Source organism: Bacillus sp. z14 (2026) (genome assembly GCF_058313575.1).
The window spans coordinates 223149-246433 of sequence record NZ_JBZFQK010000003.1 but is presented as its reverse complement, the minus strand read 5'-3'; the positions used below and the strand labels follow the sequence as shown (position 1 = coordinate 246433).

At 40.8% G+C, this 23285-nt stretch carries 23 protein-coding genes and 1 tRNA gene; 21 read left to right on the top strand and 3 right to left on the bottom strand.

All coding sequences use genetic code 11. From position 1 onward, the window contains the following. The first annotated feature begins 41 nt into the window (after positions 1 to 41). The 18 genes from AC4G3O_RS12225 to AC4G3O_RS12140 all read left to right on the top strand — a co-directional run bounded on the left by AC4G3O_RS12225 (position 42) and on the right by AC4G3O_RS12140 (position 16070). A complete protein-coding gene (locus tag AC4G3O_RS12225; protein WP_139892203.1) occupies positions 42 to 1010 on the top strand; it encodes a nucleoside recognition domain-containing protein in 969 nt (322 codons plus the stop codon). Next, complete coding sequence (ppaX, locus tag AC4G3O_RS12220) at positions 979 to 1623, top strand: pyrophosphatase PpaX (protein WP_139892204.1); 645 nt, start codon at positions 979 to 981, stop codon at positions 1621 to 1623. The genes AC4G3O_RS12225 and ppaX overlap by 32 nt, the downstream gene beginning before the upstream one ends. Continuing rightward, on the top strand, positions 1620 to 2147 hold the full coding sequence (locus AC4G3O_RS12215) for an acyltransferase (RefSeq protein ID WP_066106154.1): 528 nt from the start codon (positions 1620 to 1622) through the stop codon (positions 2145 to 2147). The genes ppaX and AC4G3O_RS12215 overlap by 4 nt, the downstream gene beginning before the upstream one ends. A 193-nt stretch (positions 2148 to 2340) precedes the next feature. After that, a complete protein-coding gene (locus AC4G3O_RS12210; protein WP_491136235.1) occupies positions 2341 to 3528 on the top strand; it encodes an ATP phosphoribosyltransferase regulatory subunit in 1188 nt (395 codons plus the stop codon). Continuing rightward, positions 3525 to 4160, top strand: a complete 636-nt coding sequence (gene hisG, locus AC4G3O_RS12205; RefSeq protein WP_139892206.1) for an ATP phosphoribosyltransferase — start codon at positions 3525 to 3527, stop codon at positions 4158 to 4160. Before AC4G3O_RS12210 ends, hisG begins: the two co-directional genes overlap by 4 nt. Before the next feature lie 15 nt (positions 4161 to 4175). Then, positions 4176 to 5459, top strand: a complete 1284-nt coding sequence (hisD, locus tag AC4G3O_RS12200) for a histidinol dehydrogenase (RefSeq protein WP_491136234.1) — start codon at positions 4176 to 4178, stop codon at positions 5457 to 5459. Next, positions 5456 to 6043, top strand: coding sequence for an imidazoleglycerol-phosphate dehydratase HisB (gene hisB / locus AC4G3O_RS12195; RefSeq protein ID WP_066106166.1), 588 nt, complete (start codon positions 5456 to 5458; stop codon positions 6041 to 6043). The genes hisD and hisB overlap by 4 nt, the downstream gene beginning before the upstream one ends. A 19-nt stretch (positions 6044 to 6062) precedes the next feature. Then, entirely contained in the window at positions 6063 to 6701 is a 639-nt protein-coding gene (gene hisH, locus AC4G3O_RS12190; RefSeq protein ID WP_066106169.1) for an imidazole glycerol phosphate synthase subunit HisH, read from the top strand. Further along, positions 6701 to 7447, top strand: coding sequence for a 1-(5-phosphoribosyl)-5-[(5-phosphoribosylamino)methylideneamino]imidazole-4-carboxamide isomerase (hisA, locus tag AC4G3O_RS12185; RefSeq protein ID WP_491136233.1), 747 nt, complete (start codon positions 6701 to 6703; stop codon positions 7445 to 7447). Before hisH ends, hisA begins: the two co-directional genes overlap by 1 nt. Next, positions 7444 to 8202, top strand: coding sequence for an imidazole glycerol phosphate synthase subunit HisF (gene hisF / locus AC4G3O_RS12180; protein WP_139892209.1), 759 nt, complete (start codon positions 7444 to 7446; stop codon positions 8200 to 8202). Before hisA ends, hisF begins: the two co-directional genes overlap by 4 nt. Next, complete coding sequence (gene hisIE, locus AC4G3O_RS12175) at positions 8199 to 8870, top strand: bifunctional phosphoribosyl-AMP cyclohydrolase/phosphoribosyl-ATP diphosphatase HisIE (protein WP_066106181.1); 672 nt, start codon at positions 8199 to 8201, stop codon at positions 8868 to 8870. Before hisF ends, hisIE begins: the two co-directional genes overlap by 4 nt. Positions 8871 to 9599: 729 nt before the next feature. Beyond that, complete coding sequence (locus AC4G3O_RS12170; protein ID WP_066106184.1) at positions 9600 to 11090, top strand: tetratricopeptide repeat protein; 1491 nt, start codon at positions 9600 to 9602, stop codon at positions 11088 to 11090. Positions 11091 to 11203: 113 nt separating this feature from the next. Continuing rightward, entirely contained in the window at positions 11204 to 12157 is a 954-nt protein-coding gene (trxB, locus tag AC4G3O_RS12165; RefSeq protein ID WP_066106186.1) for a thioredoxin-disulfide reductase, read from the top strand. A gap of 294 nt (positions 12158 to 12451) precedes the next feature. Further along, the gene (locus tag AC4G3O_RS12160; RefSeq protein ID WP_139892212.1) at positions 12452 to 12916 is read left to right on the top strand and encodes an 8-oxo-dGTP diphosphatase; all 465 of its coding nucleotides are present in this window, start codon (positions 12452 to 12454) and stop codon (positions 12914 to 12916) included. Between the two features lie 3 nt (positions 12917 to 12919). After that, complete coding sequence (gene rapZ / locus AC4G3O_RS12155; protein ID WP_373925482.1) at positions 12920 to 13846, top strand: RNase adapter RapZ; 927 nt, start codon at positions 12920 to 12922, stop codon at positions 13844 to 13846. Next, positions 13821 to 14795 carry a gluconeogenesis factor YvcK family protein gene (locus AC4G3O_RS12150; RefSeq protein ID WP_302621342.1) on the top strand — a complete coding sequence of 325 codons (975 nt, stop codon included), beginning with the start codon at positions 13821 to 13823 and terminating at the stop codon, positions 14793 to 14795. Before rapZ ends, AC4G3O_RS12150 begins: the two co-directional genes overlap by 26 nt. Before the next feature lie 29 nt (positions 14796 to 14824). Further along, positions 14825 to 15766: a DNA-binding protein WhiA gene (gene whiA / locus AC4G3O_RS12145; RefSeq protein WP_066106193.1), complete on the top strand. Its 942-nt coding sequence runs from the start codon at positions 14825 to 14827 to the stop codon at positions 15764 to 15766. A 49-nt stretch (positions 15767 to 15815) separates the two neighbouring features. Continuing rightward, the gene (locus tag AC4G3O_RS12140) at positions 15816 to 16070 is read left to right on the top strand and encodes an HPr family phosphocarrier protein (protein WP_066106196.1); all 255 of its coding nucleotides are present in this window, start codon (positions 15816 to 15818) and stop codon (positions 16068 to 16070) included. A 69-nt stretch (positions 16071 to 16139) separates the two neighbouring features. Here AC4G3O_RS12140 and AC4G3O_RS12135 read toward each other — a convergent pair whose 3' ends face one another. The 3 genes from AC4G3O_RS12135 to clpP all read right to left on the bottom strand — a co-directional run bounded on the left by AC4G3O_RS12135 (position 16140) and on the right by clpP (position 21064). Further along, a complete protein-coding gene (locus AC4G3O_RS12135) occupies positions 16140 to 18521 on the bottom strand; it encodes an immune inhibitor A domain-containing protein (protein WP_491136232.1) in 2382 nt (793 codons plus the stop codon). Positions 18522 to 18690: 169 nt separating this feature from the next. Beyond that, positions 18691 to 20115: an amino acid permease gene (locus tag AC4G3O_RS12130; RefSeq protein WP_066106203.1), complete on the bottom strand. Its 1425-nt coding sequence runs from the start codon at positions 20113 to 20115 to the stop codon at positions 18691 to 18693. Positions 20116 to 20461: 346 nt separating this feature from the next. Then, positions 20462 to 21064 (bottom strand): ATP-dependent Clp endopeptidase proteolytic subunit ClpP, encoded by a 603-nt coding sequence (clpP, locus tag AC4G3O_RS12125; protein WP_066106206.1) that lies wholly within the window; start codon positions 21062 to 21064, stop codon positions 20462 to 20464. A gap of 296 nt (positions 21065 to 21360) precedes the next feature. On the opposite strand from clpP, the gene AC4G3O_RS12120 reads away from it, so the two are divergent. The 3 genes from AC4G3O_RS12120 (at position 21361) to AC4G3O_RS12110 (ending at position 23179) form a co-directional block, all read left to right on the top strand. Further along, positions 21361 to 21432 (top strand) — tRNA-Arg (locus AC4G3O_RS12120). Positions 21433 to 21601: 169 nt separating this feature from the next. Beyond that, positions 21602 to 22894, top strand: a complete 1293-nt coding sequence (rpoN, locus tag AC4G3O_RS12115; RefSeq protein WP_490552568.1) for an RNA polymerase factor sigma-54 — start codon at positions 21602 to 21604, stop codon at positions 22892 to 22894. Positions 22895 to 22939: 45 nt separating this feature from the next. After that, complete coding sequence (locus tag AC4G3O_RS12110) at positions 22940 to 23179, top strand: glutaredoxin family protein (RefSeq protein ID WP_257469108.1); 240 nt, start codon at positions 22940 to 22942, stop codon at positions 23177 to 23179. Positions 23180 to 23285: the final 106 nt, after the last annotated feature.

Sequence of the window (23285 nt, the reverse complement as noted above, 5' to 3'; positions counted from 1 at the left end):
TTGCAGGTTGTACATCGTGAACAGCTAAAGGGGTGGAATTTATGAAAAAAGATACCATATCAAAAGGGATAATGGCTGGGTTAAGAACTACGTGGATGCTCGGGAAGATTATTTTTCCCGTTACATTTTTAATATCCATCTTGCAATATACACCGGTATTACCTTGGATCATTGATTTGATAAGTCCTGCCATGGGACTGATTGGACTTCCGGGAGACGCAGCAATTCCGTTGGTACTCGGGAACTTTTTGAATCTCTATGCCGGGATTGGGGGCATATTGGCACTCGATTCTTTAACTGTTAAAGAAGTATTTATTATTGCCGTAATGCTTTCCTTTTCCCATAATCTCTTTATTGAAACCGGTGTTGCGCTAAAGGTAGGAGTTAAACTATGGGTTGTCCTGCTCACACGTATTGGACTCGCGCTATTATCAGCCATTGTCATTCATTTAGTATGGCAGGGCGGATCAGAGAGAATATATTATGGAATCAGCGGCAATGAGGAAGTGGTATCAGGCCTCATACCTGTGTTATTGCTGGCATTGGAAAAAGCAGCCTATGGAACATTAAAGCTGGCATTGATCGTTATTCCATTGATGCTAGTTATCCAAATTATGAAGGATCTTAATTGGCTAAATAAATTTTCGGACTGGATGAAGCCTATCACTAGGATGCTGGGGATGAAAGAAAACACATCCATGACTTTGGTTGCGGGCTTGGTCATTGGTCTGGCTTATGGAGCGGGAGTTATGCTTGATGCCGTTCGTGAAGATGGGGTTAGTAAAAAGGATATTACGATCGCCTTTATCTTTCTAATCGCCTGCCATGCAGTGGTGGAGGATACGGTCATTTTTATCCCTCTTGGCGTGCCAGTTCTGCCCCTGCTACTCATCCGTTTGGTGACAGCCATTCTTTTAGCCGTAACAATTGCATTTATATGGAAAAAGGTAGAATTAAGAAAGAGGAAGGACGAACAGCGTGAAGCAGAAAATCACAACATTACTATTTGATTTAGATGGAACATTAATTGATACGAATGAACTAATTATTGCTTCATTTTTACATACATTTAATCACTACTATCCAGGCCAATATTCACGTGAGGACGTCTACCAATTTATTGGTCCCTCCCTGGCTGAAACCTTTGGAGGATTGGATCCTGAGCGTAAGGATGAGATGATTGCATTTTACCGTGAACACAATTTTGCCAATCATGACTTACTTGTTCGTGAATATGAAGGTGTATATGAGACGATTGAAATACTTAAAAAAAGTGGATATAAAGTCGGTATTGTGACAACTAAAATGCGCAATGCTGTTAAGATGGGCTTGATTAAAGGCCGCCTTGAATCCTTTTTTGATGTTGTTGTCACACTTGATGATGTTCAAATGCCAAAGCCAGATCCGGAGCCAATCCAGTTAGCGTTGAAATTAATCGGATCTGAGCCTTCTGAAACGATTATGGTTGGAGACAATAGCCATGATGTTTTGGCTGGGAAAAACGCTGGAACGAAGACAGCGGGCGTTGCCTGGACAATCAAGGGAAGAGAGTATCTTGAGCAATTCAAGCCAGATTATATGCTTGAAAATATGCGCGATCTCTTAACGATTGTAAAGCAATGAGAAGAACTAAGCGTTATCCGGTAAAAGGTGATGGCAATTCCCTTTGGTATGTTTATAAAACCGTTCCCTTTTGGAAGGTTGTTCGGAATTTTATCGTTATACAGCTTGCGAGATATACACCTTTTTTAAGCATGAAAAATTGGCTTTATCGGACTTTTTTAGGAATGAAGGTTGGGCAGAAGACCTCCTTCGCCTTAATGGTTATGCTTGACGTTATGTTTCCAGAAAAAATATCCGTTGGACGTAACTCAGTGATTGGCTATAATACAACGATTCTCGCGCACGAATACTTAATAAACGAATACCGTTTAGGGAGTGTAATTATTGGTGATGAGGTGTTGATTGGTGCCAACTCTACTCTGTTGCCCGGAATTGAAATAGGTGATGGTGCGATTGTTTCGGCAGGGACCCTCGTTCATAAGGATGTTCCGGCAGGGGCCTTTGTAGGAGGTAATCCGATGAAAATCATCTATAGTGCGGAAGAAATGAAAATTAGAATCAAGGAAGATGATTTCTTTCGGTAAAAGAGGAACCCCGTTCATTAGAGCGGGGTTTTTAATTGTGTAATTTGCAGGCCTAATGATAGATTGGTGGAAAGGAATATCCATATCACTTGACGTTATTTGGAAGGAACGATACACTTTAACTTAACTTCATCATATTAGCATATTAGCGAACTAAAGTATTCTAAAAACTTATAATAAAGGACTGTTAATTATGCCGGATTTATTTATGTTTGAAAAGCCCTTGGGCATGCGTGACACATTGCCGGATTTATATAAGATAAAACAATCCATGAAACAAAGGATGATGGATCAAACGGTTCAATACGGATATCGTTTTTTGGAAACTTCATCACTCGAATATTATGAGACGGTCGGTAAGGTATCTGCTATCCGTGATGTTCATTTATTCAAGTTATTAGATAAAGATGGTCATAGTTTAGTGTTGCGACCGGATATGACCTCGCCTATTGCTAGGGTTGCTTCTTCCCATCTATTGAAGGAAGGGAATCCCGAGCGGCTCGCCTATAGTGCAAATGTGTTCAGAGCACAGGAAAAAGAGGGAGGACGTCCAGCAGAATTTGAGCAATTTGGGATTGAATTGATAGGGGATCGTACCCTTTCGGCTGATGCTGAAGTGCTTTGTCTTCTGTCTGATGTTTTAAAATGTGCTGGTTTGGAAAGATTCCATATTACGCTTGGTCATATTGGCTTTGTACAGGATTTACTCCTTCATTTTGGCGGTTGCGCAGAAACTGCAGGGATTATGAGGAAATTTCTGTTTGAAAAAAACTATGTTGGTTTTAAACAGTATGTGAATCAATTGCCAATCTCATTAAAGGATAAAGAGACTCTGTTTCAGCTTCTTTATTTAAAAGGGGGCCGCGAGATTCTGGAAATGGCTGAAAAACTGACAAATGGGCAGCTTGGTCAGCATGCGGTTAAAGAGTTGAAAAAATTGGCCGATATCCTTCTTTTAACAGATCATACAGAAATGATTACGTATGATTTATCACTTGTCAGCCATATGGATTATTATACAGGTATTTTGTTTGAAGTATCTGGGGAAAATGTAGGCTTTCCACTTGGAAATGGAGGAAGATACAACGAGCTATATAAACAGTTCGGGACAGATGCTCCTGCCACAGGATTTGGTTTACGTTTAGACCGTATACTGGAGGCGCTCGATTCAGGAGTTGAAGAAGAGCCGCCCCTTTGCATCATTTATCACCCTGTACAGCAACAGAAAGCGATAAGCCGGGCAACGGAGCTGCGACAATCCGGCATGCGCGTGGTTTTACAAAATGTGAATGGAATAAAGGATGTAAATACATTTACAAATCATTTTCCGAATATTGAATTTATGATTGACATGACAGATGGACCAGGGGGAGAGGGATAATGGAACAATTAACGATTGCCATGCCAAAGGGACGGATTTTGGATGAAGCAGTGGAATTATTAAGAAAAGCAGATTATCAGATTCCTCCTGATTTTGACGATACTAGAAAATTGATCATTCATGTAGAGAATGAAAATCTTCGTTTTATCCTGGCTAAACCAATGGATGTTCCCACTTATGTCGAGCATGGTGTGGCTGATGTAGGGATTGCCGGTAAAGACGTTCTGATGGAAGAAGCACGTGATGTGTATGAATTGTTGGATTTAGAAATAAGTGAATGCCATTTAGCAGTGGCAGGCATGCCGAATACAGAAATGAACAAGATTGCTCCGAAGATTGCCAGTAAATACCCAAATATCGCTTCCCAATATTTTCGTGAGCAGGGTGAACAGGTTGAAATTATTAAGTTAAACGGGTCCATTGAGCTGGCTCCCATGATAGGCCTTGCTGATCGAATCGTTGATATTGTATCGACCGGACAAACTTTACGTGAGAATGGACTGGTAGAGTATGCAGCAATCCAAAATGTGACATCACGATTTATTGCAAATCCGGTAAGTTATCGAATGAAGGAAAAAGAAATCGCTGAAATGGTAACTCGACTGGGGAAGGTTTTGCAGCCGAAGGAATAATTGGAGGGAGAAGGCATGGAAATTAAATCGTTAACGAGTGGATTATCGTTGAAACGTACGGTGGATGGCGGATCCGATGCTCAAAGGAAGGTTGTCCAACAAATCCTGCAGGATGTAAAGGAACGCGGAGATCAGGCTTTATTTTTTTATACAAAAAAGTTTGACCAAACAGAGGTGGATTCTCTTAAAGTAACAAACGATGAAATGGAAAAAGCAATCGCCAACATGCCGCAAGAGATGATTTCAATCATGACTGAAGCTGCTTCAAATCTTCGAAGCTATCATGAAAAACAAGTGCAAAATTCATGGATAGATATGTCCGTGACAGGAACTATGCTTGGTTTAAGGCGTACTCCGCTTGATTCAGTCGGCATCTATGTTCCAGGCGGTACGGCCGCCTACCCATCCTCCGTATTAATGAATGCCATCCCGGCTAAAGTGGCCGGTGTAAAGCGGATTGTCATGGTTTCGCCGCCGGGAATAGACGGGAGATTACCTGACTCCGTGCTTGCTGCCGCGCATATTGCAGGCATCACTGAAATTTATAAGGTAGGCGGTGCCCAAGCAATCGGAGCTCTTGCCTATGGAACAGAATCAATCGGAAAAGTAGATAAAATTACAGGACCGGGTAATATTTACGTCGCGCTTGCCAAAAGGGAAGTATATGGGGATGTGGATATTGATATGATTGCCGGTCCTAGTGAGATTACGGTGCTTGCTGATGAAACGGCAGAGGCTCGGCATGTTGCGGCAGATTTGCTATCACAGGCTGAACATGATGAACGGGCATGCAGTGTGCTGATTACCACGAGCCGAAGATTGGCGAGCCAGGTCAAAGTGGAAGTGGAGAAACAATTGGCCGTGTTACCGCGTAAAGAGATTGCGCTCGCTGCCTGGAATAATTTTGGCGGTATATACGTAGCAAACACATTGGAAGAGGCGATTGAGGCTGTAAATGAGCTGGCCCCTGAACATTTGGAAATTCAAACAGCGGATGCGATGAATGTGGCGGGCGCAATTCGGCATGCAGGTGCTATTTTTATCGGTAAATATAGTTCTGAGCCGGTTGGCGATTATTTTGCAGGTCCCAATCATGTGCTGCCTACAAATGGTACAGCCCGTTTTTCAAGCCCATTGAATGTAGATGATTTTCAAAAGAAAACGAGCTTAATTATGTACAGTCAACAGGACTTTGAGGCTAATGCATCTAAAATCGCTGCTTTTGCTAGATTAGAAGGATTAGAGGCTCATGCGCGGGCCGTGGAATCGCGATTTATTTCTAAGGAGGAAGGTCAATGAAACGTACAGCCGAAATAGATAGAAGAACGAACGAAACGAAAATTAAGCTTGCTTTAGGCCTTGACGGTGAAGGTAAGACGGAGCTTTCAACAGGTGTGCCTTTTCTCTCGCATATGCTGGATCTATTTGCGAAGCACGGCCATTTTGATTTACGAGTAGATGCGGATGGGGATATAGAAGTGGATGGGCATCACACAACAGAGGATATTGGTATTTGTTTAGGGCAGGCGTTGAGTCAGGCGCTTGGAGATAAAAGAGGGATTAAGCGATATGGAAATGCCTTTGTTCCGATGGATGAAGCACTGGCACAGGTCGTTGTTGATTTGAGCAATCGGCCGCATCTTGAATTTAGAGCAGACATTCCGGCACCGATGATTGGATCCTTTGATACAGAGCTTGTACATGAATTCCTGTGGAAGCTTGCGATTGAGGCGAAGATGAATCTTCATGTCGTCGTCCATTATGGCCGCAATTCCCATCATATTGTTGAAGCCATTTTTAAAGCGCTTGGACGTGCGCTTGATGAAGCGACATCACACGATCCAAGGGTGAAAGGAATTCCATCTACAAAAGGGATGCTGTAAGTGGAGAGGGGTGGCAGTCTTGATTGGAATCGTTGATTACGGGATGGGAAACTTATTCAGCGTTTATAACGCATTAGACAGGCTGGGAGCGGATCCTGTGATAAGCGGTGATCCGACTGTATTGGCCGGCTGTGATGGGTTAATCTTACCCGGCGTGGGTGCTTTTCGGGATGCAATAACTGCATTAAAAGAGCAGAAATTGGACGTATTTTTAAAGGAGTATGTCGAAAGTGGTAAGCCCCTGCTCGGCATTTGCCTTGGAATGCAGCTATTGTTTGAGAGCAGTGATGAACACGGGTTTTCCGAGGGGCTATGTTTCTTGGAAGGACATATTGCGAAATTTACGGGGATTGATCAAACCGGTAAAACCTATAAAGTTCCTCATATGGGATGGAATAAACTGCAATTTAAGAATGTGAATCCTTTAATTGAAGGATTGGAAGAGGATTATGTCTACTTTGTCCATTCCTATTATGCCCAAATAAAGGACTCAGCGGAATTAATCGCAACAGCAATGTATGATGTCGAGGTACCCGGAATTGTAGGAAAAGGGAATGTGATGGGAATGCAATTTCACCCTGAAAAAAGTGGACAGATGGGAAAAGGTTTGCTCGGGAACTTCGTGAATCTGGTAATAGAGAAGGCGGGGGATAAGTGATGGGGACTAATTTTACAATCTATCCGGCAATTGATATGAGAGGCGGTAAATGTGTCCGTCTTCTGCAGGGAGATTATGGGCAGGAAACGGTTTATGGAGATTCTCCATTTAAAATGGCCAAGTCCTTCTCTAATTTAGGAGCCAAATGGATTCATATGGTCGATTTAGACGGTGCCAAAGAGGGAAATCCAGTTAATGAGGAACACGTACTAAAGGCAGCCCGGGAATTAAAGAGCGTATCCATTCAAGTCGGAGGCGGGATTCGCAATGAGGAGCAGGTAGCCCGTTACTTGGAGAATGGTATATCGCGTGTCATTCTTGGCAGTGTGGCTGTAAGAGAACCGGAATTTGCCACACGGATGATTCAGCAATATCCGGGGAAAGTTGCTATAGGACTGGATGGTAAAAGCGGTAAGGTGGCGACTGATGGCTGGCTGAAAACAAGTGAATGGACTGTCGTTGACTTAGGCAAGTATTTTGCCGATAAAGGGGCAGAATGGTTCATTTTTACGGATATCGCCAATGACGGGATGCTTAATGGTCCCAGTGTAGAGGCAACAGCTGAACTTGCGCGCGCAACCGGAAAGAATGTCATCGCATCAGGAGGAATGAGTCAGCTTGAGGATATCGCTGCTTTACAGGCCTATCAAGCGGATGGAATTGAAGGAGTCATCATCGGGAAGGCACTTTATGAAAATCGCTTTACATTGCCGCAGGCCCTAGCGAAGGCGGTTGAATCCTTATGATTACGAAACGAATTATTCCCTGTTTAGATGTAAAAGAGGGCCGTGTCGTGAAAGGGATTCAGTTCCTTGGGCTTCAGGATGCAGGTGATCCAGTTGAATTGGCGAAAATGTATGATGACCAAGGAGCAGATGAGCTAGTATTCCTTGATATTTCAGCGTCCCATGAAGGAAGAAAGACGATGGTGGAAGTGGTTCGGGAAGCGGCGACTGTCCTGAGTATCCCATTTACAGTTGGTGGAGGGATTAACTCAGTTGCTGATATGAGGACCATTCTGCGTGCCGGAGCGGATAAGGTATCTGTAAACACGGCGGCAGTGCTTCGGCCGGAGCTGATTGCAGAGGGAGCCAGCTATTTTGGGAATCAGTGTATCGTTCTTGCTATTGATGCAAAGTATGATGCGGAGATGAACGGCTTTCGAGTTTATACACATGGCGGCCGTAAAGCTACCGAATTAAATGCTATTGATTGGGCTAAGCAAGCCGTTGCGCTCGGTGCCGGTGAAATATTACTAACGAGTATGGACTGTGACGGGGAAAAAAGCGGATTCCATATTGAACTGACCAAGGCGATCAGTGAGGCTGTTACAGTCCCGGTGATTGCGTCCGGTGGAGCGGGAAGTAAGGAAGATTTTGCTGAGGTTTTTACAGAAGGAAAAGCAGACGCAGCACTGGCTGCTTCCATTTTTCATTACAAAGAGACAAGCGTACAGGAAGTTAAACGTAGACTGCGAGAACAAGGAGTGCTTGTGAGATGAATATAGAGAATATACGATTTGATACGAACGGATTAGTGCCGGCCATTGTTCAGGATGGAGAAACGAAGGAAGTCCTGACACTGGCTTATATGAATAAGGAATCATTGGAGAAAACGATTCAAACGGGAGAAACCTGGTTTTACAGTCGTTCCCGCCAGGAGCTTTGGCATAAAGGGGAAACAAGCAAAAACACTCAAGCCGTACGGGAAATCCGCTATGATTGCGATCAGGATGCATTAGTAGTATTGGTTCAACCAGCAGGCCCAGCCTGTCATAACGGCACGGTAAGCTGCTTTACGGAATCGCTGTATCAGGCTGATGATATTAATTTAATTCAGCCGGCAGATGAAGCAAAGGATTTTATGTATGATTTGGAGAAAATCATTGCTGAACGGGAAGCAGAGCGTCCCGAAGGCTCCTATACAACGTATTTATTTGAAGAAGGGGTAGACAAGATTCTTAAAAAGGTGGGAGAAGAAGCAGCCGAAGTCATCATCGCTGCCAAAAACCGCGACCTAGAAGAATTAAAATGGGAAGTATCCGATTTATTCTTTCATGTCCTTGTCCTCTTAAAAGAACAAAATCTCCCATTCTCTGAAATTCAAAAAAACCTCCGTGAACGCCATCTTACTAAACAGAATGATGAAGAAACTGACTCAAAAGGATGAATGATATCCTTTTGAGTTTTTTTGTTTGATGAAGGGGGCAGGGTGAAGGAGCTATGTCATGGCTATGGCCGACCTATGCCCGGGCTATACCCGGGTAAAGGTAGGTCGAAGGTGGGTGAAAGGTAGAGGAAAGGAGCTATGCCAGGACTATGACCGACCTATGCCTGGGCTATACCCGGGTAAAGGTCGGTTGAAGGTGGGTGAAAGGTAGAGGAAAGGAGCTATGGTAGGACTATGACCAACCTATAACCTGCCTATACCCGGGTAAAGGTGGGTCGAAGGTGGGTGAAAAGTAGAGGAGAAAGGAACTCTGACTGGGATATGGACCACCTATGACATGGCTATCCTTGGGTAAGGGTGGGGTAAAGGCGAGTGGAAGGTAGAGGGGAAAGGAGCTCTGGCTGGGCTAAGCCCCTCCTGCTCCTGAACCGCCACTCCATATGCTTGTCGGATGCCTACAGGATGTAGGTCACAAAGGTGTTGCCACAGGATGTGGCGTTCTTAATCTTTGTTCCTTGAATCAGTCGTCTCGCCTCCGCTTTTCATCTGATCCAGCGTCAGGGCCTAGGAGCTCGGGACATAAGCATAGCCTCTACGGGGGAAAACATCCCCCTCCGAGCCTCTGTCTTATGCTCCTCGCTCCTGGGCAAGGCCCTTCCGCTTTTCTTTCTATAATTCTCTTAATATGGTATAATTGTAGGGTTAAAGTATATGTGCTTGGAGGACTAGATGGGGAATAATTTTAATTTGACTAATAAGGCAAAAGTTGTTTCGTTTAACCCCACGGGAGAGTTCTATTTTACAAAGGGAATAAAAGCTTTCCAGCGAAGGGAATTATATAGAGCTAAGAAATATATGAACCGTGCGTTGCAGCTGGAACCGGGTGAGCCGATGATTGCTTGCCAGCTGGCTGTGATTTGTACGGAATTAGGTGAATATCAGTTTTCGAATCAGCTGCTTGAGAATATTCTTCAGGAGTTGGATCCGTTTATGACGGAGTGCCATTATTTCCTGGCTAATAATTTTGCTCATATGGGTTTATTTAAAGAGGCCTATAAGCATGCTAACGAATATTTAAATAAAGATCAGTTTGGTGAATTCAGTGAGGATGCAGAAGATTTGCTGGATTTAATCACATTTGAGACGGATGAAACAGAAGAGACCTTGGAAGTTCAGGATGATTTAATGATGCGCCAAGAGGCGGCACGTGAGTTGCTTGAAGCGGGTAATTTTGTGAAAGCCGTTGAAAAAATTGAAGAATTAATCGATTTATATCCTGAATTTTGGTCGGCTTATAATAATTTGGCACTGGCTTATTTCTATGTAGGTAAAACAGAGAAAGCTTTTGAGACGCTCGATCGAGTCCTTGAGAAGAACCCTGGCAATCTGCATGCTCTGTGCAATGGAATGGTCTTTTACCATTATCAGATGGAGCAGGATAAGCTTGATGAGGTTTTCGCTGTCCTAAAAAAAGTCAGACCTATTCTTGATGAACACCGGTTAAAATTAGGAGCGACCTTTGCGCTGACTGGTTATTATGAGGAAGCTTATATATGGCTTCGCCAGCTGCAGAAAAAGGGTTATGAAGGGGACGGAACCTTCTATTATTGGCTCAGTAAATCTGCCCATCAAATCGGGCAAAAGAGAGTTGCTGAAAATGCCTGGGCTAAAGTGGTTGAATACAGTCCTGATAAAGAGGGACTTGAGCCTTGGGGCGAAATGACTGAAGATGAGGAATCTGGATTTGAAGAGCATGCGCCTTCCATCATTAAAAAGTTGGAAAGTGAGTATCTGGAGGAGAGATTGTTTGGTCTCTTTTTAGCGAGTCATTCGGGGGAATTTAATCAAATTAAAACTCATCCCTCTTACGAAACTAATAAACGTTTCACAGCGATGGAACGAGAATATAAAAATAGCATCGAGCTATCCGATAACCGTCAATTTTTTGCGGCAGAGGTAGCAGACACGTTATATAGGTTTTATCAGCCGGTAAAATTGATTGAGTCCGGCCTTTATTTTCTCTGGTTTTCTGTATATGCAGAAGGAAAAGAGAATGGTATACGGTTCTCAAATCCACTTGCATGGGCAGCTGCTATTGATTACGAATGGCACAAGCTGCGCGGTGAAAAAGAATCTCAAAAAACAGTGGCGGAACGATATGGAATATCTAACTCGACACTTTCTAAGTATGTAAAGCTTGTAGCCGAATTGTTGCAATGAGCAAATTTTTGGACCTAATATGTATAGTTTAATACGATTAGTTCGAGGATAAGACGAGAAATGAAATGAATGTGAGAGGCTTCGAGTTCTATCGTAAGAAGGAGTGATTCATAATGTCTGAGGAAAAAATTTATGATGTAATTATTATTGGAGCTGGACCGGCGGGTATGACAGCAGCTGTATATACGTCAAGAGCCAATCTTTCGACATTAATGCTTGAGCGTGGAATTCCGGGCGGGCAAATGGCGAATACGGAAGAGGTTGAAAACTATCCGGGATATGAAACCATTCTTGGTCCAGATCTATCAACTAAAATGTTCGAGCATGCGAAAAAATTTGGCGCAGAATATGCTTATGGTGAAGTAAAACAAATTATTGATGGAAAAGAATATAAAACCATTGATGCTGGTTCCAAGCAATATAAAACGCGTACTATTATTATTGCTACTGGTGCTGAATATAAGAAAATCGGCGTACCTGGTGAAAAAGAGCTAGGTGGTCGCGGTGTTTCCTATTGTGCTGTTTGTGACGGAGCTTTCTTTAAGAACAAAGAGCTTTTCGTGATTGGCGGAGGAGATTCTGCTGTTGAAGAAGGTGTGTACTTAACTCGCTTTGCTTCTAAAGTAACGATTGTACACCGCAGGGACGAACTTCGTGCCCAAAAAATTCTACAGCAGCGTGCCTTTGAGAATGAAAAAGTAGATTTTATTTGGAATACAACGTTAAAAAGCATTAATGAGAAAGATGGTAAGGTTGGCAGTGTAACATTGATATCCACTGTAGATGGTACTGAGCGCGAGTATCCTGCAGATGGCGTATTCATTTATATTGGAATGCTGCCATTAACAAAACCATTCCAAACAATCGGAATTACGAATCAAGCTGGTTATATCGAAACCAATGATCGTATGGAAACAAAAATTCCTGGTATTTTTGCAGCCGGAGATGTTCGTGAAAAGAATTTACGACAAATTGTTACGGCAACAGGTGATGGCAGTATAGCCGCTCAATCCGCACAGCATTATGTGGAAGAGTTGATGGAGCAATTAAAAGCACAAGCAAAATAAAATTGCTTGAAGGCTGAGTAAAAAATTTACATTAAAGTCATTATTAATTAATGTAGCTGTAATCAAAGTGCAATACATTTGGGGTAGAATAAAAATAAGAAATTGACCCCCTTTTATATATTTTTTTGGCATAGGTTATAAAACCTATGCCGCTTTTTTTTGTTGTTTGTCGAAAAATATAGGGATGACTTGAAAAAATTATGATGATTAACGTACATTGTTCATGCACATCTAAAATAGTATAATAAAGAGAAGTCTATCTAATTTGTGCTGTAGCAACTGAGGTGAAATAGTTTGCAAAGAGTAACCAATTGTATGTTAATGGCAGATGGCAAGGCCCTTATGCTTCAAAAGCCCAGAAGAAATTGGTGGGTAGCGCCCGGCGGCAAAATGGAATCTGGAGAATCCATACATGACTCTGTCATGCGTGAATTCTATGAAGAAACCAATTTGAAAATCGAGCGTCCTGAGTTAAAAGGCATTTTCACCATGGTTAATATGAAAGATGACCAAATTGTTCATGAATGGATGCTTTTTTCTTTTCGTGCCTATGCATTTAAGGGAGAAGCATATCAGGAGAATGAGGAAGGGATTCTGAAATGGCATCCTTTAAACGATATTCTGGCATTGCCAATGGCAGAGGGAGATCGCAAAATATTGGATCATATGATGAATGGACAAGGAATACTAATAGGTACATTTAAATATACAGAAGATTTCATACTACTCGATTACAAGCTTGAAAGAAACGGGGAATAAATAATGGAAGAGAAAAAAATAGAAACTGCAGCATCAGAGAATCGACTGGTCATTATTACGGGTATGTCGGGTGCCGGTAAGACAGTTGCGATACAGAGCTTCGAGGATCTGGGCTTCTACTGTGTGGATAACCTTCCCCCTACGCTTCTTCCTAAATTCATGGAGCTTATGAACAATTCAGGAAAGAAGATGAATAAGGTAGCATTAGTAATGGACTTACGAGGCAGGGAATTTTTTGAACACTTATTCAAAGCCTTGGATGATCTTAACGAATCCTCCAAGTTTGTTCCTGAAATTTTATTCCTGGATGCGGATGACTCCGTTTTAGTAAGAAGATATAAGGAAACAAGACGTACTCATCCATTGGCTCCATCAGGATCGCCGTTGGAAGGGATTAGACTGGAACGAGATTTGCTTGAGGAATTAAAAGGACGGGCTCAAACGATTTATAACACATCAAATTTTAAGCCAAAAGAGCTGCGTGAGAAAATTGCCAAACAGTTTTCCGTTAATCAACGGGTAGAGTTCTCGATTAATATCATGTCGTTCGGTTTCAAACATGGGATCCCTATTGATGCAGATTTAGTTTTTGATGTAAGATTCCTGCCTAATCCGTTTTATATAGAAAATATGCGTCCGCAAACTGGACTGGATGAAGAGGTTTCTTCTTACGTAATGAAATGGAGTGAAACCCAGAAATTTATTGAAAAATGGACGGATTTACTTGATTTTATGATTCCTCAATATAAACGTGAGGGAAAAGCCCAGTTAATTATCGCTGTGGGATGTACTGGAGGCCAGCATCGTTCCGTAACTTTAGCTGAATATCTGGGTAAACGGTATAACAATGAGTACCATACGAGTGTAACGCATCGTGATATTGATAAAAGGAAGGTACGCACAGATGACATCCATATCAGCACAACCTAAAGTGGTCATCATAGGTGGTGGATCGGGCCTTCCTGTCCTATTAAGAGGGCTAAAGGCATATCCCCTCGACATTACCGCTATAGTGACCGTTGCGGATGATGGTGGCAGTTCTGGCAGACTGAGAGAGGAACTGGACATCCCTTCTCCTGGTGATATACGGAATGTTTTAGCAGCTATGTCTGATGTAGAGCCATTAATTGAGCAAATGTTTCAGCATCGATTTACAGGCTCTGAACAATTATCAGGTCATGCTCTAGGGAATTTAATTCTTGCTGCGATGACCTCTATTACCGGTGACTTTGTACATGCTATTCAGGAGATGAGTAAGGTTTTAAATGTAAGAGGGCAGGTTTTGCCCTCTGCTAACCAGAGCGTAATCCTACATGCAGAACTCGAGGATGGGACGGTTGTTTCCGGTGAATCAAAAATTCCATACTCCGGGAAACGCATAAAGCGGGTATTCCTCAGTCCTGAGCATATTCAGCCTCCTCATGAAACCATCCAGGCCATCAGACAGGCAGATTTAATTTTGATGGGGCCGGGAAGTCTTTATACAAGTATATTGCCTAATTTGGTTGTGCCTACAATTGCAGCTGAAATTGCAAATGCCAAAGCATCCAAGGTATATATTTGTAACTTAATGACTCAAGCAGGGGAAACCCTGAATTATACAGCAAGTGACCATTTGAAAGTAATAAATGAGCATTTAGGTGAGTCATGTATGGATACAATCTTAGTCAATAAAGAGGATATCCCTGCGCATTTAAAATTAAAATATAAAGAAGAGTATGCCCAACCGGTTATCTTTGATATAAACAGACTTGAACAAATGGGACTGCAAGTGATTAAGGATAATATTGTAACAATTCAAAATAACCGTGTCAGACATGATACAGTCGTTGTTGCTTCTATTATCTATAATTTATTAAAGGAAAAGAATAAAGTGTAAGTTGTAAAGGGATTGAGGTGTAAAAAAGGGTGTCGTTTGCGTCGGAAACAAAAAAAGAATTAACCAATTTAGAAGTAAAAGAGTGCTGCGCACGGTCAGAACTATCTGCGCTAATCCGGATGAACGGATCCTTATCCTTTTCCAATCGTCATCTTATTGTGGATGTGCAAACAGAAAATGCAGCGATTGCCCGGAGAATTTATACGTTTTTAAAGAAGCTTTATAATCTCCAGGTTGATTTGCTTGTTCGTAAAAAGATGAAGCTGAAAAAGAATAATGTCTATATTGTACGGTTTTCTGAGAAAGCGAAGGAAGTACTAACAGACTTGAATATCATTGAAAATGGATTTACGATTATCCATGATATATCCGAGGAACTAATCCACAAGAAATGCTGTAAACGATCATATTTACGTGGTGCATTTCTTGCAGGCGGATCAGTTAATAATCCTGAGACTTCCTCTTATCACTTAGAAATATCGTCTTTATATAAACAGCATAATGATTCTTTGTGTGAGTTGATGAACTCATTTGGATTAAAAAGCAAAACGCTCGAAAGAAAAAAAGGATTTATCACCTATTTGAAGGAAGCGGAAAAGATTTCTGAGTTCCTGAATATTATTGGAGGGCATAATGCACTCTTGAAATTTGAGGATATTCGTATTGTTAGAGACATGCGAAATTCTGTAAATCGACTTGTAAATTGTGAAACTGCAAACTTGAATAAAACAATCAGCGCTTCATTGCGCCAGGTTGAAAATATACGTTATATTGAAAATACAGTTGGTCTGGATATATTGCCTGATAAGCTACGTGAAATTGCAAGACTGCGTGTCGAATACCAAGATGTAACCCTAAAAGAACTTGGGGAAATGGTTTCAAGCGATAAAATAAGCAAGTCGGGTATAAATCATCGTCTACGTAAAATAGATGAAATTGCCGAGAGGCTGCGAGCCGGTGAATCTAAATAAGTATTCCAAGCATTATGATATAAATAATATTTAATGGAGGGGAATCGCTGTGATTGAAAAAGAAGTCACTGTACAGCTTAAAACAGGCTTGCAGGCACGCCCGGCTGCTCTATTTGTTCAGGAGGCAAGTCGTTTTTCATCTGATATATTTATTATAGATGGAGAAAAGAAGGCCAATGTAAAAAGTATTATGGGATTAATGAGTATGGCGATTGGTTCAGGTAAGACAGTGACCCTTGCAGCAGATGGTCAGGATGAAGAAGAGGCTATACAGGTTTTAGAAGCATTTATGACAAAAGAGTAGTAAAATGGAGAACCGTTAGGATACAAACAGAAAAGAGGTGGCTATCTATGAGCCGCCTCTTTTCCTGCCTTATTTACTAATAAGAATTTTTCCGACAGTACGGTCTTTACTTTGGCCCGTTAACTTGATTTTTACGCCAAACTCAGGGATATTCCGCCCTGCGTCCGGTTTGCCAGGATTTAAATAATTTTTGCTATCATCAAACACAGAAAATGGTTTCGTATCAAAATCAGACAATGTTAAACCATTTATGTTCTTATAATCCAAATACATTTTATCTGTTTTATCTAATCTAAATGCAGCATCATGAATTTGATAACGAGTTGCAGCTAAGGATTTGTCACTCCATTTCAATGTTCCTTGGTCAGCATCGACTACTCCAAGGAAGCCTTCACCTGGATGTTTGCCTGTCCAGTTATCTGAATAGCTGTCATCCACATACCAAACCACTAATCCGCCATCATATTTCATTAGGCTGGCTCCGCGTTTGATATGAGCAAGTCCCAAATCGACGCCCTGATGATTCCGCCATTCTGCCAAATAGTATTGATCACTTGTATAGAAGCCTTCATTCTTTGTGAAGCCATCTAATGTAAAGGAAGAGGTTGAAGTATCTGCATTATCTTTTACGAGTTCCTGACCATCGGCAGTAATTGTAATATCATCTACATAAAAACCTGCTTCAATAGCTGCTACATCAGTCCAGTAATTAAAACGCAATTCAATTTTCTTGCCAGCATAGGCCGTTAAATCAAATATACCATCTACCCATCCGTTGGAGTTTCCTGTTATACCATTACCCGGATTTTGTTTATATGGATTAGTAGAAGTGGTTATATTCCCTGCTACCCCTGTCCAGTTTGTTTGTCCTTCTTCACGCACTTGAACAGATGCATAGTCCCAATCCTGCTCTATTTGATACCAAGTCTTGAAAGATAACTGGGCTGTCGACTTATTTGTTAGATCAAGAGAAGTAACCAAAGAGTTATTTAGGTTATTACCTTTTCCGCTATGATATTCATACTTCCCGCTATAAGGGGTATTTACTGTGATTTTCTTTTGTGGCAAATTCACTTTAAGTGCATCCAGGTTTCTTCCCTTTGTAATGGCTTGATCGAGAAGGAATTCAGATCCCCGTCTAGTCAGATCATCAAGATCGACCTCTTCATAATTAAGCCAGTTTCCTCCAAGGCTCTCCTGAAGATATTCTTTTGCATATGGGCTGAACCCAGTTGGTTCTCCTCCTGGAACTTTACCTGCCCAGCTGCCGCTTGCCATGATTGACCAATAGCCAATGGCTTCACCAGATCCTGAGTATTGCGTATCATACTCATCCGGTAGACCTAAATCGTGGCCATATTCATGGGCAAATACTCCGGCAGCTCCATCAATTGGTTCAATGGTGTAATCGTAAGCAGCCATTTGTCCATTCCAGTAAGGTATGTCTGTTTCCGTATTATCGATTGGGAATACCCCTCCCAAATTTGAACGATGGGACCAGATTGCATCTCCGCCCAGTGTACCGCCACCTGCTTCTTCACCTACAGCAGAGTGGACAATCATTAAGTGATCGACTAATCCATCTGGTTCGCGTTTATTGCCGTCTCCATCATAATCGTAGCGATCTTCCTGATCATATTCAGCAAGATCTACATTTGGATCGTTTGCTGCTGCCTCTAATGCTTCTTTTACAAGGCTACGTGCATCCTTGTCATTTCCATCGGGTGTGGGAATATTTCCACCATACTCAGCGGCAGGTTTTTCAGCCATATACCAACCAGCTACTTCACCATCTACGGTATAGCTACCGCCAGATTGCTGTTCATAATATTGCTTCATAGAAATTAGCTTTTCGCCGTTAGGACCTGTATATCCCTTTTTACCAAAAATCATTTGTTGATAATGATCCTTAGTATAATCTTTATAATACATGTCTGTATCCTCTGGTCTGACATTGTCACCATTGTAATCAGGGAATTCAATCATCAGAACCAAAACTTTATCTTTTACTACAGACCCTCTATATTTCTCTTCTTTTACTGGTTGAACAACACCGTTATTAGGTTTGGAACCTTTGCCAGGTTTTTTTCCTTTTTTCTTTTTGTTCCACTTCTTTTGTAGTTCTTTCATTTGTTTATCGAATTTTTTTGATGAGTCCTTTTTAGCATTTTCTTCTTTTTTCTTTAGGTACTTTTTCAGCTGTGTCTGCGCTTCTTTATCTGTTGCATTTTTCTTGATAGTACCTTCCTTTTTAAGCATTTTAATTAATCGTTCTTCGTTGGCAATGCTTAAATCAAAAGTGCTTCCTGTATAGACAGCTGAATGATTGTGATTGGTCTCGGTTGCATGATTACTTATTGTCGAAACTTGGTGAGCAGAAGTGGCTGGTGCAAAGGCACTGAATGTTAAAGCAGCAGCGAAGGCCGATGCCAAAATAGATTTTCCTCGCAAATGGTTTCCTCCTCTATAATTTTAATTAACATCTATAATATTCTAACTATTCTGTTAAAAAACCTCTTTAATGGTAGAAAATGGTAGAATAGGAGTGGTTGAGGAAAAAGAGGTGGGTAATTAGGCATAAAAAAACCACCCTTTTTGAAAGAGTGGTTTCGTCTTATAATTATCTATCTTCTGTCAAACTTCTAGAAATTTCTTTTGGTTTCTTGTTTTTCATCAGGATTGGATAGAGAACAAGACCGAGGACAAATAATCCTATACCGAGCGAGAAGGTTTTTAAGTCGGCTGTTCCGGTTTTAATTACCCATAGGGTGTATACAAGAGCCACTATCGCTATTATGCCATCTATCAATCGTGATCGCTTCATCCCTGTGTATGTTTCACCGGTAATAATCAGTTTTACCTGATAAAGAACACTAACGAAATACGGGATTAAGTAAGCTAATGTAGCAACGACCATTGCGAATTCATAAGCTTCCATTATCGTTCCGGAAACAGTAGCGAATAAAAAGAATTGCGTTAAAAGGTTTGTGATAGTCAAAGAATTGACTGGACTTCCTTTTTTATTCGTTTTTCCGAAGAATGCCGGGAACAAGTTGGATTTAGCAGCTTGATAAGGTACCTCGGAGCTAACGACAATCCAACCGACTGTGGATCCGAATAATGAAATTAAGGCAAGGAATCCTAAAATATAAGCACCGCTAGATCCGATTGCAGCCTGCAGAGCATCAACCAAAGGTTTATGTGACTGTTGCAATGCCTCTTGGGATAAAGCGCCCATTGTTAATAGTGTTATTCCAATATAGATCGCAATGGCAATAATCAGTCCGGTGATTGTCGCTTTTTTCACATCAGTCTGAGACTTTGCCCTATTAGATAGCATCACAGCAGCTTCTACCCCAATAAAGGCCCATAGCGTGGCAATAGCTGCGTTATTTACTTGTCCACCCAATGAATGGGAAACCCCAGATGCATCGATGAATTCTTTACCGTTCATTATATTAGCAGAATCAAATATGAAAATGGTTGCGACAATAAAAAGTGCGAAACCAATTACTTTTGTGATAGTAGCCAGCAAATTGATTTTTCCAGCGCTGTTAAAACTTTTGCAGAGAATAAAGTGAATGCCCCACAGCATAACTGTGCATACCATAAAGTTTAAGAATTTCCCTAATTCAAGATCAAAATTGCCGCTTGAAAAAAGGATGTACTGGCTTTGCATAATTGGGAAGAAGGTAGATAAGTACCCCGCAAACGAGATGATGACTGATGCCGTTGCAGCCCAGTTAGCAGCCCAGTAACCCCAAGCAATACTGTAACCAGCAATTTTCCCTTTCCTTGGTGAACTGAACATGGCTTGAGCATAGCTTTGCGGTCCCGTTTTTAATTCCGGTTTTCTGATAGCCAAATTTCCAAATACAAGAGCAACCATTAATACTCCAGCTCCTGTTAGAATCCAGGCCATTGATGCTCCAAACGGACTAGAAACACCAGCTAGGTTTGCCGGAAGCATAAATATTCCTCCACCAACCATGTTGCCGACAACAAACATGGTTAATATCCAAAATCCCCATTTTTTATTATTCATGATGAAAGACCCCTTCTGTTTTCAAAATATGCGAAAAATATAATAAGATAAATTATTGCTAGTGGTACAAATCGTTATAATTCTATACCCGAATTATAATTTGATCATTCCGGTGGCTGTATTGGTTGAGACTTTTAAGTATGAAATTCAACACAATAAACACTCTTTAGAATGACTAATTATTAAATTGTGCTTTCATATTAACATCAAACTTTAATTTGGTAAAGTGATAAACAATTAGAGAACTAAAATATTGTGAGGTAGGGGAGTAGAGGGGGATATCTACATTATTTTTTTGATAAAACAAAAGAGCTGCCGAATATCTCGACAGCTCTTAATCAGTTTATTATTTTTTATTTTCTTCTACTACATTGCGGGTGATAATTTTATCAACTAATCCGTACTCAACCGCACGTTCAGCTGTCATGAAGTTATCACGTTCTGTATCGCGAGCAATTGTTTCATAAGATTGACCAGTACGTTCAGCCAAAATTTTGTTTAAGCGCTCACGCATAAAGAGAATGCGTTTAGCAGCGATTTCAATCTCAGTCGCTTGTCCTTGAGCTCCGCCAAGTGGTTGGTGAATCATCACTTCACTGTTTGGTAACACAAAACGCTTTCCTTTTTCGCCGGCAGCAAGAAGGAATGCACCCATTGAAGCAGCCATACCGATACAGATCGTAGAAACCTTTGGTTTAATATATTGCATTGTATCGTAGATTGCCATACCAGCTGTGATGCTTCCGCCTGGGCTATTGATGTAAAGATAAATATCTTTCTCTGGGTTTTCAGTTTCAAGGAACAATAATTGGGCAACGATAGAGTTGGCAACATTGTCATCAATTGCACTTCCAAGCATGATAATCCGGTCTTTTAATAAACGGGAATAAATATCGTATGCGCGTTCCCCGCGATTTGTTTGTTCAATAACTGTAGGAATTAAATTCATTTATTTTCTCCTCCTTATATGTAAAAAAATAATACATTTGGCTTTGACTTTATCATACACTTTATGGTCAATAAAGGTCAAACAAAAGACGCTTACATTACTATATGTTTTTTATTAAGGACTGATGTCTAGTTTATCTGATTGGTCTGCGCATAATTTGCAACTGATTCTATGTATAGAAACAAAATAATCCCTGATATCCATCTTACCCAACATAAAGGCTTATAAACCTAAGGAATAGTTCTTGCAAAAAGACTTTCTCTTCCTTATAATATAATTTTGTAGGCTAACATTTTGCCCTCGTAGTTTAATGGATAGAACATAAGATTCCGGTTCTTACGATGGGGGTTCGATTCCCTCCGAGGGCGTATAATATATTGTAGGAAATGCCTCAGTGCCGAAAGTAGCTTAGCACTGGGGCATTTTTTTATTTATTAACAAATTCAATATTTTGTAAATATATCCTCCTTTTTCTTGCTCTGCTCCTTCCTATTTACTACTATTAATGTAAGCGATTTATTATAAGGGGGCAGGGATTTGAACGTAGAGTTTGGTTTGTACCAGCAACAAAAGTTAAAGCTGACGATGACGCCGGAATTAAATCAGGCAATAAACTTGCTTCAATACCCGGCAATTGAATTAGCTGCCTATATCGATGGAAAAGCACTTGAGAATCCGTTAATTGAAATAGATGACGAGTATCCGAAAGTCTCAGGCAGATCATATGGCGACTCATCAATCAATCAAATCAGTGAGGAGACTGTTTCATTAAAATCTTATTTACGATCCCAAATTCCATTTAAAGTATTAACCGACAGGGAAGAGTGCGTTTTATTGTTTTTGATTGATTGTATCGATGAAAATGGATATTTACGTATTACCTTTGAGGAAGCTCGATCCCTTGTGGAGGTTAGTCAGGCAGAATGGGATGTTGCCTTATCTGTTTTGCAGGCATTGGAGCCTGTCGGAGTGGGTGCCAGGAATCTAAGTGAATGTTTGCTCATACAGGCTAAACGTGATTATATCGATGATCTGCCACTAGAAGAGGTTTTGGTTAATCATTTCGATATGCTTGTGAATAGAAAGTGGAAAGAGCTTGCCAAGCTGGTTGGTGTAACAATTGCAGATATTCAATCCATTTTTGATTTAATACAGGCATATAACCCCAAACCTGGTTCAGCTTTTAATAGTGGTGAATTCCAATATTTCATACCGGATGTAAGTGTTTCTGTTTCAAAAGGAGTACCCACTGTAAAAGTTTTATCAATGAGAAGATTTAAAACGAATGAATTTACTTCCCCTATAAATGGAAGTGATGACATAACTAAAAAGTATATGTACGAAAAGAAATTGGAGCTTAACTGGCTAAAAAAGGCTATTGAGCAAAGAGAGCAAACTTTAAGGCGTGTAACTTATGCCATCATGGAAAAGCAATCTGCCTTCTTTGATACTGGAAAAAGTGTCACCTTAAAGCCATTAACTATGAAGGAAATCGCCAAAATGGTTGATGTGCATGAGTCCACAGTAAGCAGGGCGATTAGAGACAAAGTGGTAGAGACGCCATTTGGGACTTATGATATGAAAATGTTTTTTACGAGCAGCATCCCGAACGCTCAATTGGAAGACTCTTCATCAGAACAAGTAAAGCAAGAAATAGTGCGGTTGATAAAGGCAGAGCAGAAAACATTACCTTTATCGGATCAGGCAATTGCAAAGCAACTTCAGGATGATTTTGGTATTCTTGTATCACGGAGGACAATCGCGAAATATCGGACTCTGCTTCATATACCATCTTCTTCAAAAAGAAAACGATATGAGGTTAGTGAATAATTAATTTATAAATGTAGAAAATAAGAAAGAGCAGGGGGAAAGAGAGTGAGTGTACCAATCATTCATTTTTATACAAAAAAGAATTGCCCATTATGCGAAGAGGCAAAGGATCTTTTGAAAATTTTGCAAAGAGAAATGACGTTTACTCTCCTTGAAGTCGATATATATTCCAATGATAAATTACTGGAACAATATGGGCTTATGATTCCTGTAGTCGAAATCAATGATCAGGTTATTCAATACGGTCGTATCGATTTAGATGAGATTCGTCGCTATTTAACGTGATGTTCACATTTAGAACCTTGCAACTATTCGAAACTCCTGTTAGAATGGAATTACATCAGGAGCTATTTTTTTTACATAAACTGGGACGCTAAACGTCTTGCTAGGA